This is a genomic window from Aestuariivivens insulae (genome assembly GCF_022662195.1).
GTDB classification, from domain to species: Bacteria; Bacteroidota; Bacteroidia; order Flavobacteriales; family Flavobacteriaceae; genus Aestuariivivens; species Aestuariivivens insulae.
The window spans coordinates 42,652-56,263 of the sequence record NZ_JAKMCS010000008.1 but is presented as its reverse complement, the minus strand read 5'-3'; the positions used below and the strand labels follow the sequence as shown (position 1 = coordinate 56,263).

10 protein-coding genes are annotated in these 13,612 nt (G+C 37.7%); 1 reads left to right on the top strand and 9 read right to left on the bottom strand.

Features of this window, described 5'->3' with window-relative positions; translation table 11 throughout:
- Nucleotides 1–2: 2 nt before the first annotated feature.
- Nucleotides 3–3,422: a SusC/RagA family TonB-linked outer membrane protein gene (locus tag MR062_RS11030; protein WP_242204264.1), complete on the bottom strand. Its 3,420-nt coding sequence runs from the start codon at nt 3,420–3,422 to the stop codon at nt 3–5.
- 208 nt (nt 3,423–3,630) lie between these two features.
- Entirely contained in the window at nt 3,631–4,797 is a 1,167-nt protein-coding gene (locus MR062_RS11025) for a FecR family protein (RefSeq protein WP_242204263.1), read from the bottom strand.
- Between the two features lie 105 nt (nt 4,798–4,902).
- Between MR062_RS11025 and MR062_RS11020 the strand changes: the two genes are divergently transcribed.
- Nucleotides 4,903–5,496 (top strand): RNA polymerase sigma factor, encoded by a 594-nt coding sequence (locus MR062_RS11020; protein ID WP_242204262.1) that lies wholly within the window; start codon nt 4,903–4,905, stop codon nt 5,494–5,496.
- 149 nt (nt 5,497–5,645) lie between these two features.
- Here the strand turns inward: MR062_RS11020 and MR062_RS11015 are convergent, their stop codons facing one another.
- The 7 genes from MR062_RS11015 to MR062_RS10985 form a co-directional block, all read right to left on the bottom strand.
- Entirely contained in the window at nt 5,646–6,941 is a 1,296-nt protein-coding gene (locus MR062_RS11015; protein WP_242204261.1) for a TRAP transporter large permease, read from the bottom strand.
- Entirely contained in the window at nt 6,941–7,405 is a 465-nt protein-coding gene (locus tag MR062_RS11010) for a TRAP transporter small permease (RefSeq protein ID WP_242204260.1), read from the bottom strand. Before MR062_RS11010 ends, MR062_RS11015 begins: the two co-directional genes overlap by 1 nt.
- A gap of 2 nt (nt 7,406–7,407) precedes the next feature.
- Nucleotides 7,408–8,388: a TRAP transporter substrate-binding protein gene (locus tag MR062_RS11005; protein ID WP_242204259.1), complete on the bottom strand. Its 981-nt coding sequence runs from the start codon at nt 8,386–8,388 to the stop codon at nt 7,408–7,410.
- Between the two features lie 19 nt (nt 8,389–8,407).
- Nucleotides 8,408–9,076: a bifunctional 4-hydroxy-2-oxoglutarate aldolase/2-dehydro-3-deoxy-phosphogluconate aldolase gene (locus tag MR062_RS11000; protein ID WP_242204258.1), complete on the bottom strand. Its 669-nt coding sequence runs from the start codon at nt 9,074–9,076 to the stop codon at nt 8,408–8,410.
- A 148-nt stretch (nt 9,077–9,224) separates the two neighbouring features.
- Nucleotides 9,225–10,271, bottom strand: a complete 1,047-nt coding sequence (locus MR062_RS10995; RefSeq protein ID WP_242204257.1) for a PfkB family carbohydrate kinase — start codon at nt 10,269–10,271, stop codon at nt 9,225–9,227.
- Between the two features lie 582 nt (nt 10,272–10,853).
- The gene (locus MR062_RS10990) at nt 10,854–12,674 is read right to left on the bottom strand and encodes a T9SS type B sorting domain-containing protein (RefSeq protein ID WP_242204256.1); all 1,821 of its coding nucleotides are present in this window, start codon (nt 12,672–12,674) and stop codon (nt 10,854–10,856) included.
- A gap of 283 nt (nt 12,675–12,957) precedes the next feature.
- The gene (locus MR062_RS10985; protein ID WP_242204255.1) at nt 12,958–13,575 is read right to left on the bottom strand and encodes a hypothetical protein; all 618 of its coding nucleotides are present in this window, start codon (nt 13,573–13,575) and stop codon (nt 12,958–12,960) included.
- Between the last annotated feature and the right edge of the window lie 37 nt (nt 13,576–13,612).

Here is a 13,612-nt window from a genome sequence, read left to right as displayed (position 1 = left end):
TCTTAAAATTGTAAATTAATATTAAAGCCGTAAGACCTTTGCGTAGGCATTTGTAGATTGGTGTCTCCAGTACTCACGGTGTAGGTATCTAAATCACCAAAAGTGTCTTTATCCTTAGTCCAATAGAATAAGTTTCTACCAATCAAGGAAATAGAGGCGCTATTAAAAAATGTTTTATCTAAAAGTTTAGACGGGAAATTATAGGTTAATGTTACTTCTCTAAGCTTAGCAAAAGTTTTTTCAATAACATGGTTTTCCCAGGCTGCCTTATAGCGCTGTGCCCAAGTTTGATAGTCTATCTTTGTTGCATTGGGTTCAAAAACACGTGTATCTTCTAGAATGTTCCCTTCTGGATCGTAGGTTACATCACCACTTACCACAGAAACACCTTCTATTAACATGGTTCTGGCATCGCCTCCTGTTGCATAGGCTATGTTAGATAGTTCACGTTCTGGGTGTATGGCATCGGGGTGCGTACCAGAACGCCACATATCGCGTTCGTAGCGATCGTAAGTAATCCCTCCAAAACGTCCGTCGATCAAAAAGTTAAGGGATAAGTTCTTGTAGGTAATCGTATTGCTAATACTACCTTCAAAATCGGGTTGGGTATTTCCTAAATTTACCGTAAACTCTGTTGTTTCTGGCAACCCATTATCTCCTATAATCAACTGTCCGTCGGGCGATCTATCCCAGTCGTACCACCAATAATTATATAGTCGGTCACCTAAAAACGTTTTGCCTTCATTTAATCGTGGTGTACCGTCTTCGGCTGGCGGTAAAGATGTTAAATATTCTTTGTATTTACTGAAATTGATCATGGTTTCCCATTTAAAATCATTCGACTGGAACGGTACGGCGTTAATCGAAATCTCCATACCTCTAGTTTCTGTTACCCTACCATTATATTGTGAACCAGAATATCCAGAAGCTTGAGAAAAAGGTTGTGTAAAAATCCCTGGTCCATCAACATTCTCGTAATATGTAAAATCTACACCAAAACGCCCCTTAAACAATCTCAAGTCTAACCCATGTTCATAAGATGAGGTTGAAGCTGGTTTTAGCCCTGGATTTCTTAAAGTTCCTGGATAACTAGCCGTTGGCAAATCTCTCCAATTACCAGTACTATACGAGCTTATATTCTGATAAGGGTTCTTATTATTCTCATCAGCATAGGTACTCCCTACTTTCGCGTACGAGGTTCTTAACTTTAAATAGCTAATTGGCTTTGGTAAATCGAACAGATCACTTACAATAACACTCAAATAAATGGATGGATAAAAAAAGGTATCATTCACTTCTGGCATAACAGACGACTTATCAAATCTTCCCGTAGCACCAACATATAAATAATCCTTAATCGACAAGTCTACCGAACCATAGGCACTGTAAATGCCCGTGTACTCTTTATAACTGGATGGTGTCACCTTATCTTTAGAATTTTGCAAGGTAAATACCTCTGGCACTACCAGTTGCGTTGTGCTAGCCCATTCCTGCTCATATCTTAAATATCGTTGGTTGGCTCCTAAAGTGGCATCGACTGTAAAGTCTTTGTTAACTTCTTTATTGAACATCAATAAAAAGTCGGTATTGTTTTCAAAATTTCTGGAGGCATTATATCTAAAACGCCCTCCCCTGTCTGGAATTGAATAATCGTAAATATCTTTGGATATTTCTTCATTATCGGTAAGTGAGTAACTGTTTACTGTAGAACGTACATAGCCCTTTAGGTTATCACCTAGCTTAAAGTTTACTTTTAAATAAGCCAATATATCATTTTTGGTCCAAGGCTTTTTCCAGGCATGAGACAGCGCATAGGGATTGTTATATCGCCAGTGCTCTACAAAGTGCTGACGGATTCCTTCTTTACCTGGCTCCCAATAGTTTTTAAAATTTCTAATATCAAAATTGGCGGCGCCCCAAATCGCTAAGGTATATACGGGCGATGTAGGCCCATAAGCTCCTCTTAGTCTGTTATCAGAATATTGGTAGTTGTACTGTAGCGATCCATCTATATCAATAGCATCCGATAGTATTAAATTTCCATTTAACCTTAAGGTATTAATATCCAATCGTTGTCCTGGTGTGGAAGCTTTAGCATACTTATAAGAATTGGAAATAATATAACTACCTTTTTCGCTACTATTTCTTATGGTAAGGTTATTGGAAGTTACTAAACCAACTTCCATAAAATTCTTCAAGTTATCTTTACCTCTGGACACCCATGGCGTTGGTATACGTTCTCCTGTAACAGGATCGATTGGAGAGTCGAACTGTTTTATTAATCTGCCATCAAATTTAGGCCCCCAAATGGAGTAATCGTAATCATTAAGTCCATTACTTCCGGCCTCACCGGTACCAAATTCATAAATACCATTGGAACCTGGACCGTATTGGTATTGTGGTGTTGGAACCCTTAAAAAGCCATTCTGGAACATGGTTGACGAATTGTAACTAACCTCAGTACCATTGGTTCCCCTTCCGGTTTTAAGTGTAATTTGTACGGCCCCAAATTGACCCGCCGAACCGTATAATGCAGCGGCCGAGGTTCCCTTAAGTACCGAAATACTTTCAACATCATCTGATGAAAAGTTCCAGGAGTCTGTTCTTGTTTGTGGTACGCCATCAATAACCAATAATGGGCGTTTTCCTCTTATATACATACTTGGGTCGGAATAGAACTCCCCAGAACTACTGGTTACAATAAGTCCAGCCACTTTACCTGTCATCGATTCCAATACATTGGGGGTAACCGCTTTTTGAAGCGATTCTCCTTTTACTTCCTGAACGGCAAAGCCTACCCGTTTCTTTTCCTTTCTAATCCCAAGTGCAGTTACGACCACCTCCGCTAGTTCTGCAGCATCTTCTTTTAGAACTATCGTCAACTCTGCTTGACCGTTAACGTCTATTTCCTTTTTGGCATAGCCTACATAAGAAACCACCAAAGTAGCTTCTTTACTTGATACATAGATCGTAAAGCCCCCATCAAAATCGGTTTGAACACCATTGGTCGTTCCTTTTTCAATAATATTGGCTCCCAACAAAGGCATTCCTGTTTCATCTTTTATGGTTCCCGTTACTTCATGCTTTTGTTGAATATCCGTCATGTTCACCTCCTTTTTTTCCTCGATAAGAATGGCATTATTTTCGGTTACTCTAATACTCAAATCACCTTGTGACAAACTCTGCTTTAGCAATTTATTTGTACTAATAATTCCTTTCTTTACTTCTACCTTAGGATAATCCTTAAAAATCCCTTCTTCGTAAAAAAACTTATAGTCCGTTTGTTGCATGATAAGATCAAAAACCTCATCCACGGTTAACGTTTTGTTCTCTTCTACTATAACCTTCGAGTTTTGAGATACAATATTATTTGGTGTAAAGGAAAAAACCGTTACGCAACATAAGAATACGAATGTTCTCATAATGATCAGTAAGTACCGTTTTCCTAAAAGGAAACAGCCTTTGGTTAATTTAATTTGCATAAATTTGTTTGTTGTTAATTAGTTAAACATGCTTTAATTGATTGATAATTTTACAAGGGGATAGAGTCCATACTTTGCCGGTTAAACTTTATCCTCCTTTTTTTGGTTATTTGTTAGTTTACTGCATAGGCATACTTTTTTTGGTTATTTACTTTATAATTAAGGTTTTGTCTTTTATTTCGTAATTATTGATCGTACTGGATTTCATTATAGACAGGATTTCATCGATTGGTTGATCTTTAAATAAATTCCCTTTGAATTTTATAGTTTCCAGATCTTTATTTTCAAAAACCACATCAATATCATACCATCTGGATAATACTTTCATAATGGCTTTTAAGGGTTTACCCTTAAAACTGAATATACCATCTTTCCAAGCTATTTCTGCCTTGGCATCCACTACTTCTACCAAAATGCTATTGTTTAGCTTATTGACGTTAGATTGCTCATTAGGCTTTAATATTTGTTTTACTGCCGAAGCATTAACCTCCACTTTGCCTTCAACCAATGTGGTATACACATGGTCTTCATCCTTATAGGCTTTTATATTGAACTCGGTACCCAATACCTCAACTTCCTGGGCCTTATTAATAACCGTAAATTTTGCTCCCTTATGCTCTGTACTGGGAGATACATCAAAAAAGGCTTCACCATAGATCAGTTCAACCTCTCTTTTTTCGCCTTCAACAAATTGTACTGGATATTTTAACTGGGACTCTGAGTTTAACCATATGCGCGTACCGTCTGATAGTTTCACAAAGAATTGTTTCCCTCTTGGAATGGTTAGGTAATTATAAGCAACCTTAGTCGTTGCTTGTTCACTAGGTTTATATTCTATTTGCTGACCATTGCTATTGGCATTTTGGGTTTGGAAAGATTCTCCTTTTTCCAAAGTTACTACAGAGCCATCTTCAAGGGTTAATAGTGCTCCGTCTGTACCTACTTCTATAGTAGTAGTAGTAACTATTGCATCTTGTCTTTCTGTTGTATCGAATATGTTACCCCTAAAAACATAGGTAACGGTTAGCATGCCAATAACAAGTACTGCAGCTGCATATTTAACGAGATTAGATACTTTACTCCCGTTGTAAAAAACACTTTTTTCCTGTCTTATCCGTCGTACTATAGCCGCTTTAGCCGTTTTTTCATCGTACTTATTTACCGAAAAATTTATAAATGCGTTAGTCTTTATATATTCTAAAAACAAACTTTCATTTTTGGGGTTACTAATCCATAGCTCTAACTGCCGTAACTCTTCTAAATTAGCCTCCTTAACAAGAAACTTTGTGATTAAATTTTCTATCTTTTTGTCCATACTTAACTCAACATGTATATTGCTATAACGAAACTAAAATTGTTATACCACCATCTTTTTATAAAAAAAAATTAAATTTGTTTATACTTAAACTCATACTTCCTCTTGAACGCGTCATTTTCAAATCAAAAAAAGTTTATCAAACACCTTAAAAAAGGAAACACTTCGGCCTATACGCACCTTATAGACCTTTACTACAAAAAGCTGTGCGATTATGCCAGTAGCCTTGACAGGGATAGTTTTAAATCTGAAGACATTGTACAGAATGTTATTGTTAGAATGTGGCAACAACGGGAGAAACTGGATACTAATATTTCTATAAAGAATTATCTCTATAAATCTGTTTATAATGAATTTATAGATCAATACAGGAAGACAATTGCTGTTACTACATTAGAGAAAAAATACATTGAAGGTTTAGATCTTATTTTAGAAGAAAAAGAGGAAGACGAAACCAATCGGCTGATAGCTCTTGTTGAAAGAGAAATAGAACAGTTGCCAACTAAGTGTAAAGAAACATTTTTATTGAGTAAAAAAGAGGGGCTCACTTATATTGAAATTGCAGAATTTCAACATGTTTCAGTTAATACCGTTGAAAAACAAATGAGCAAGGCCTTTTCTATTATTCGTAAAAAAATGAAAGAAAAAATGCTTTCTACCCTCTTTATACTGTTCGGATTTAAAGCCAATAAAGTTTAGTTCTTTTTTGAAGGTTTTTGTGGCTTAATTTATAAAACCCCGCGCCAATCCTTTTATAACAAAAAAGTCTTGCATTATAGACAAGACTTTGTGTTTATATTTAAATATTAGGGTCTACAACCAAGCTTTATACTGCTCTTGATTATAGTTTAAAGCCCAAATAAGCTTGGTAACCAAAGTGTTAATTCTGAAAAATACGTTACTAGAAACAACGCAATCACCATAGCAAAAAATAAAGGCAACAATGGCTTAATGACCTTTTCAATTGTTGTATTGGCTATACCAACCCCTACAAACAGAACGGAACCCACAGGAGGTGTGCATAGGCCTATGCTTAAGTTCATGACCATGATAATTCCAAACTGTACCGGATCCATGCCCAGTTTTGTTATAATCGGTAAAAAGATCGGTGTAAAAATTAATATGGCTGGAGTCATATCCATAAAGACTCCTACAAACAATAGCATAAGGTTAATAATCAAAAGAATGATTATTGGGTTATCACTTACGGTCAACAATACAGAACTAATACTCTGCGGGATGTTTTCGTAAGACATTACCCAAGACATACTCATGGATGCCCCTATTAAAAGCATAACAATAGCTGTTGTGCTACAAGAATCCAATAATATTTGTGGCAAATCCTTAGTTTGTATTTCTTTATAAATGAATCCTAAAACAAGGGTATATAACACGGCTACAGCTGAAGCCTCGGTAGCAGTAAAAATTCCCGCTACAATACCTCCAATTACTACAACCAATAGCATTAAACTAGGGAATGCTTTAACAAATGTAATCCACACTTCTTTTAGAGAACTTCGTTTGCCTACTTTATAGCCTTTCTTCTTTGCCCAAAACGAAGCCACCAACATAAGGAACAGTCCCGTTAATATTCCAGGAATATACCCCGCTACAAACAATGCCGCAATAGAAACCCCTCCACTTGCCAGGGAATAAACAATAAGCACATTACTAGGCGGGATAACCAAGCCTGTTGTAGATGATGTAATATTTACTGCTGCTCCAAACTCTTTAGAGTAGCCTTCTTTTTCCATTTCTGGACCTAAAATACTTCCCATAGCCGATGCCGAAGCCATTGCAGATCCGGCAATAGCCCCCATTAACATGGCAGCTATAACATTGATTAAGGCTAAACCTCCTGGAAGAGCGCCCACAATTGTTTTTGCAAAATCGATTAGCCGATGGGCAATGCCCCCTTTGTTCATCAATTGCCCCGATAGAACAAAAAAAGGAATGGCCAGTAAAGCGAAACTATCCAAGCCTGTTGCTATACGCTGCGAAACCGTTGTTAATGCTGGAAGCATTGCAATACTGGTCATCATGGTCAATAAAGATGAGATTGCAATGCTCCATGCCACTGGTACACCTATTAATAGCAAACCAACAAAACTAAAAATTAAGATAAGTATGGGTAAATATTCCATTATAGTAGCTTGTTTATAATATCAGATAGTTTGTAATAAATAATTAAAATCCCACTTATTGGAATTACGGCATAAACCACTGCCAATGGTACTTGTAATGCTGGGGAATATTGCCCTAAGGTAAAGGTGATGTATATTAAACGTAGGCCACCAACCACTAATGCAAAAAAGCAAAAAACAATAATAATCCAATTAATTAATACCTTTAATCTTGTTTGTCCTTCTTTATTTAATCTTGCAGGCAACAAGTCTATAGCTACATGCATTCTCCTTCCCGAAATGTAAGCAGCTCCCAAAACACCAACCCATATCATGAGGTATCTTGCCAACTCATCGGTAAACGGACTTGGTTTACCTACTATAAATCTAGTGAAGACTTGCCATAATACATTTAACACCATAACAGCCATGATTGTTGCTAGTACTATCCCAAGGATACGATCAACCTTTTTTCTTATTTCCATAGTTATTCGGTTTCTTGAATTCTTTTTATAAGATCATATATGGGACCATCGTCCTTATAAGATTCGTATATAGACCTTACTTTCTCCTTAAAAAGTGATTTATCCGGAGTTACCACCTCTACACCTTCTTTCTTAACGGCCTCTATGGCTTCCTTCTCTGATCTTGCCCAGAGCTCACGCTGATATGCAACCGACTTGTCCACAGCTGCCTGTAACCAAGTTTGCTCTTCACTTGACAATGTAGTCCATAAATGGGTACTAATAATTAATACGTCTGGGATTGTAGTATGTTCATCTAAAGCATAATATTTACATACCTCATAATGGCGAGACAAATAAAAAGATGGTGGGTTATTTTCTGCACCGTCTACAACGCCTTGTTGCAATGCCGTATAAAGCTCTCCATAAGAAATGGGTGTTGGCGAACCCCCAAGGCTGCTTACCATGTTCATGGCGGTTACACTCTCCATAACCCTAATCTTCAAGCCATTTAAATCCTCTGGTGTTTTTACAGGCTTTTCCATAGTATAAAAACTACGGCTACCGGCATCGTAATACCCTAAGCCTTTCAACCAATATTTTTGTCCTCCATCCAACAGCTCTCTACCTATATTTCCATCTAAAACCTTAAAAGTGTGTTCTCGGTTTTTGAATAAAAAAGGCAAGCCAAACACTCTCATGTTTGGCGAAAAATTCTCCATTACTGCAGCAGATACTTTAGTCATATCCAAACTACCTATTTGAAGAAGCTCCAAGCATTGACGCTCAGATCCTAATTGTTGGTTGGGATATATTTCTAGTTTTAATTTGCCTTCAGATCTAGCCTCTAATTCCTCCCCCATTAAAACCATAGCTTTATGGACTGGGTGATTGGTATCCAAACCATGGGCCAACTTAATTGTTCTTTGCTTTTCAGTACGATTGCATGATACCAAGGTTATTGATAAAACTACAAGGAGCAGAAAGTTTAAATGTTTTCCCATGTGAAAGAATTGCTAAATACTATTTCCTTAATCCTTTAATAATTGCCAAAGCTTCTTTGACCTTTTGTTCCAATGTAGCATAATCCTTATTTGCCACGATTTCCTTAGAGATCAATTGGGATCCCATACCCACACAGGTTACTCCTGCACTGAACCACCCTTTTAGGTTTTCCTCTGTTGGCGACACCCCACCTGTTGGCATGATGCTGGTCCATGGCTGGGGCCCTTTAACGCCCTTAACAAACTGGGGGCCATAGATATCGCCAGGGAACAGCTTTACGATCTCACAGCCCAACTCTTCCGCTCTGGCTATTTCCGTTAGGCTACCACAGCCTGGTGACCACAGTACTTTTCTACGGTTACAGGCGATGGCGATGTCTTCCCTTAGCACTGGGGTCACTATAAAGTTAGCTCCCAAGGCCATGTATAAACTGGCCTGGGCCGCATCGGTTACCGATCCTACTCCCATAATCATGCCCGGTAATTCCTTTATGGCATATTTGGTGAGTTCTCCAAAAACCTCATGGGCGAAATCGCCACGTGCAGTAAACTCCAACAGCCTTGCGCCACCATCATAACAGGCTTTTAATATGTTCTTACTAAGTTCTAAATCGTTGTGAAAAAACAAAGGAATCATTCCTGTGTCCTTCATGGCTTGTGCCACTTCCAATCTTGTAAATTGTGCCATTGTCCTTTTAAATTAACTTTATTTTATTTTAAACCTGTTCTCGATACGTCCCGACGTTTACTGTCGGGACACTCGAACTGACATGCTGTTGGGCTAAACAAACCAAACTATATAACAGGTTAATTTATGATTGCTCTAAGATTATAACCTATCGTGCCACTCGTCCTGAGGCATCCCCACCCATTAACTTTTCTACCTCTGCTACGGTCACCAAGTTGGCATCGCCCTTTATGGTATGCTTCAAACAAGAGGCTGCTACGGCAAAATCCAATGCGTTCTGGTCGTCCTCTGGGTAGGTCAGCAATCCGTAGATCAAGCCGCCCATAAAACTGTCACCGCCACCAACACGGTCAACGATATCGGTAATCTGGTACTGGCGCGTCTCGTACATCTTGTTGCCGTCGTACAGTACGCCGGCCCATGTGTTGTGCGACGCCGATATGGAGCCCCTCAAGGTCGTGATGACCTTTTTGGCCTTTGGGAACTTCTTCATCATTTGCTGGCAAACCGACAGGAAGGCCTCGGCCTTAACGTTATGCCCTTCGGTCTGTACGCTGATGCCCTCGGGCTTGATGCCAAAGTGCATCTCTGCATCTTCTTCGTTGCCCAATACGATATCGCAATAGGAGGTCAGTTCGGTCATTATGCTTTCGCGGTCCTCATTGCTACAGTACTTCCATAACTTGGCCCTGTAGTTCAGGTCCGTTGAAATGGTGATGCCCTTATCGCTGGCCGCCTTTACCGCTTCCAAGCAGGCATCGGCCGCGCCTTGGGAAATGGCCGGGGTAATGCCCGTCCAATGGAACCACTCTACACCTTCCAATACCGCATCCCAGTCCACCATCCCCGGTTTGATCTCCGACATGGCCGAATGGGCCCTGTCATAAACTACCTTGCTTCCCCTGCTTACAGCACCGGTTTCCAAAAAATATATTCCTAAACGGTCTCCGCCCCATACTATTTTATCTACGCCTACGCCACGCTTACGAAGTTCCATCATGGCACACTCCCCTATATCGTTCTTGGGCAAGCGGGTTACAAAATCTACATCAATACCGTAATTGGCCAACGATACTGCTACGTTGGACTCTCCTCCGCCATAGACCACATCAAAACTATTGGCCTGTGAAAACCTTAAAAATCCCTGTGGGGCCAATCTTAGCATGATCTCCCCAAATGTCACTACTTTACTCACTGTACTTTCTTATTTTATGTTATGCTTAGTTTTATTAAAATATGAGTTACAAATATAGAATATTTTTTAATACAATCGATTGTATTTTTAATTTCAAATTATAATTACCTCTTATTTGTGTTGAGTAAATGTAATAAAAACGACTTTTAATTAGAGGAAATCAAGCCAAATAACGGGGTTACCTATTAAATGAAAACAAAAAAATACAAATTGAAATCTCACACAACCAAACTCTTGCTAGATTGCCAAAAGTCTATTTCTTAATAAACACTATGCTTCCAAGAATGCCTATTATTTACTTGTTTTATTACAGCTAAACAATAGCAATAAAACATTGAGTGCCAATAAGATTAAAATAACGATAGCAAATGTCTCCATTACTCAAGCTTATATATACTGAATTAGCAATTCAACCCAGCTTTTGATTATCAAATATTGCTTTATCATATTGATTCACAATCCAAATCCTTAGATTCAATATTAAGCTAAGTAACAGGTTTTAAATAATATGCTGGGGGGAATAATTGTTCAATAAGAGGGTAATATTTGGGCATTACTTAAATCTCTTTCTTAACAAAGAGATTATCTCCTAAGTGCAAAATGGGATCTATATTGCTTTATACTTTTATCTAAGGGTTCTTCATATTCTATAACAAACCAATAATCGTCACTGGGCATCAACGTTCCATTAAACCTTCCATCCCAACCTTGGCTAGTACCTGGGCTTAACTGCTTCATCAATTTGCCATACCTATCGAATATATACACTTTGGCATTTAATAAGTGCTCCACGCCTACTATATTCCAAGTATCATGGTTATTGTCTCCGTTAGGGGTGAAGTAAAACGGATAATCTATTACAAATACTTTTGTTTCAGAAACTCCACACCCATTTATATCTCTTGCTTTTATAATATGTTCACCATAACTCACATTGTTAAAGGCTCCGTTTGCTTGCCACACCCCAGAATCTATACTAAACTCATAATCCTCAAACCCCTTCCCTATTGCTGTTGCTTCTATTGTATTACTTTGAGTAAAAGCATAAGATGTTACTGAGGCTGAAATGTCTGGAGGTGAGCTTAAATTCACAGTAGTAGACGTACTATTAGAACAACCCGTTAGCAAATTAGTTACTTCTACGCTGTAACTTCCTTCTTCATTTGGTATTAATATACTATCTGTCTCATCTAGCAATACAACGCCATCGAGAGACCATATAAAGCTGTAATTAACAGCATCGAATCCTGTATCTATTATCGGTGGGGCAAGTATTTCTTCTGTGCCATTGGTGTCCACACATAATATGTACTGGTCTTGTAAACTGATTTCAGGAAGTGGTTCTACAACAATTTTAAAACTGCCTGTGTCAAAACATGATATACTACTCGTAGCTATATTATCTATACGGGCATAAATTGTTTTTTCTGAAGATTTGTATAATTCTGGCAATGCCTCTTCTCCCAGATTGGCTTTATCATGATCGTCATAATAAGATACCGAAAACACAGCGGGATCCAAACCACCTAAAACTTCAGAATCCATAGTACTTAAATCGAATAATGCTTCCATACTTCCATCTCCCGATGCATCACACAATGGATAATCCTTTATTGATGAAGGTACTGAAGGGGTTTGGAAAAATAATGCTTCAAAATTATATGTATTCAATAAGTTACCAAAAACATCGTAAGCTTCTGCTTTATAATGGTTAGAGGCTACTGCATTAAAAGTCTTGTTATGTTCTCCTGCTATAACAACAAAATTGCCTGTTCCCCAAGCAACTTCTTCATACCATATATAGCTAGTTGCATTGGGCGTTGTCGCATCCATGGTTATAAAGTCTCCTTCGCAGGCGATATTATCGGATAAAATACTGCAATCTGTAAATCCTGCGCCATCTGTTTGGATTACCCTAATAAAACCTGGTTTTGTTGTAAAATTGGTTATCATCAATAAATAATAGTCTCCTTCTTTTGCATTTGGAATGTTTATATACTCAACGACAGACGGCGAACTTCCACAGTCCACAATGTTTGATGCTGTTAAATCTGATGTGCAAGGTGAACTGGCATCGGCGAACGGCCCATATGCCACGAAATCTGCATCCAAATTTGGAATGCCTGCATAAGCAGAACTTTGTTGAACCGTTAAACCAATGTTTCCGTCTTTAGCTACTTTGAAGTAAAACCAAGAGGGGTTGAATGGATAACCGACACATCCATAATCTGGATCTGATTCAGCAAAAAAAGGGCCACCTGATGTATTAGGATAAGAGAACCGGCCATCACCGCATAAAGGTCTTGCATTAATACATTTATTGGCACTTCCACCTTGTCCATAAATGAAAGAAACGATAAAACAGGATGCTATAAAAGTGATTATTTTTTTTTTGAAATTCATCTTCAGAACAACCATTAATTACACTTCCAATCCATATCAATTGGGTCTTCAATAGGAACCAAACAGGACAAAAACTAAGGGTATCCCCTACTTCATCTCAAGTCATATCTATCCAAAAACGAATTTAGAAACCCATGAAACAACAATAGAGGGACGGACTAGCCAAAAAGAAGGGGATATAAAGCGTAAAAGGCCTGAACGGCCTTATTTAAAGTTAAAAAGCTTTCGCTTTTATAATGAAGTGTTTTGTTTAAACTTTATGCTTTTTGATTATCCTAGATCATCATTCTCTTTTCACTCCAAATATCTTCCCTTTAGTATACATTGCTTTTAACTTTTCTCTTGACATTGAATAAATTTTATCTGAATAATTTTCTTCTTTATTTATTTTATACAATCGAATGAGACTACTAGATTCATAATTGTTAGGAGAAAAGAAAATACTATCAGCAGAAACGTGCTTAACTTTTAAAGTTGAATATTTTCCTGTTCTTATTTCGTATTCGTAAACATCTCCTTTCAAAGGAGATGCAAAAAGTTCTAACTTCTCTTTTTGATATGATTTACTACCAAATTTATTCATTGCAGTTACACCCAATGCTAAAACTATAATAAGAATTATTCCTATGAACTGCCAAATAGGGCCTTTGGTTTTAATTTTTAAATTTTGATATTCAAGTTTTACACTTTCAGGCATCTCTCTATACTTCATTACTTTTTTACAATGGCTACATTCTGAAATACCTTTTTTCCACAAAGGAAATAACGGTATCCAAAAAATATGAGCATGCCTTCTGAATATATTAATAGATAACTCCCCTTTAATTTTACAGTTTGGACAAATTCCAGTTGTGGATTTAACGGTTTTTAAGTGGACATCTTTAGCACCATATATTATCATATTTTCTATTTATTTTACGTTTTATTCTGAAATACTA

Coding starts and splice junctions, on each gene's coding strand:
- MR062_RS11030 (WP_242204264.1), bottom strand. CDS start 3,422: ATGAGAACATTCGTATTCTTATGTTGCGTAACGGTTTTTTCCTTTACA.
- MR062_RS11025 (WP_242204263.1), bottom strand. CDS start 4,797: ATGGACAAAAAGATAGAAAATTTAATCACAAAGTTTCTTGTTAAGGAG.
- MR062_RS11015 (WP_242204261.1), bottom strand. CDS start 6,941: ATGGAATATTTACCCATACTTATCTTAATTTTTAGTTTTGTTGGTTTG.
- MR062_RS11010 (WP_242204260.1), bottom strand. CDS start 7,405: ATGGAAATAAGAAAAAAGGTTGATCGTATCCTTGGGATAGTACTAGCA.
- MR062_RS11005 (WP_242204259.1), bottom strand. CDS start 8,388: ATGGGAAAACATTTAAACTTTCTGCTCCTTGTAGTTTTATCAATAACC.
- MR062_RS11000 (WP_242204258.1), bottom strand. CDS start 9,076: ATGGCACAATTTACAAGATTGGAAGTGGCACAAGCCATGAAGGACACA.
- MR062_RS10990 (WP_242204256.1), bottom strand. CDS start 12,674: ATGAATTTCAAAAAAAAAATAATCACTTTTATAGCATCCTGTTTTATC.
- MR062_RS10985 (WP_242204255.1), bottom strand. CDS start 13,575: ATGATAATATATGGTGCTAAAGATGTCCACTTAAAAACCGTTAAATCC.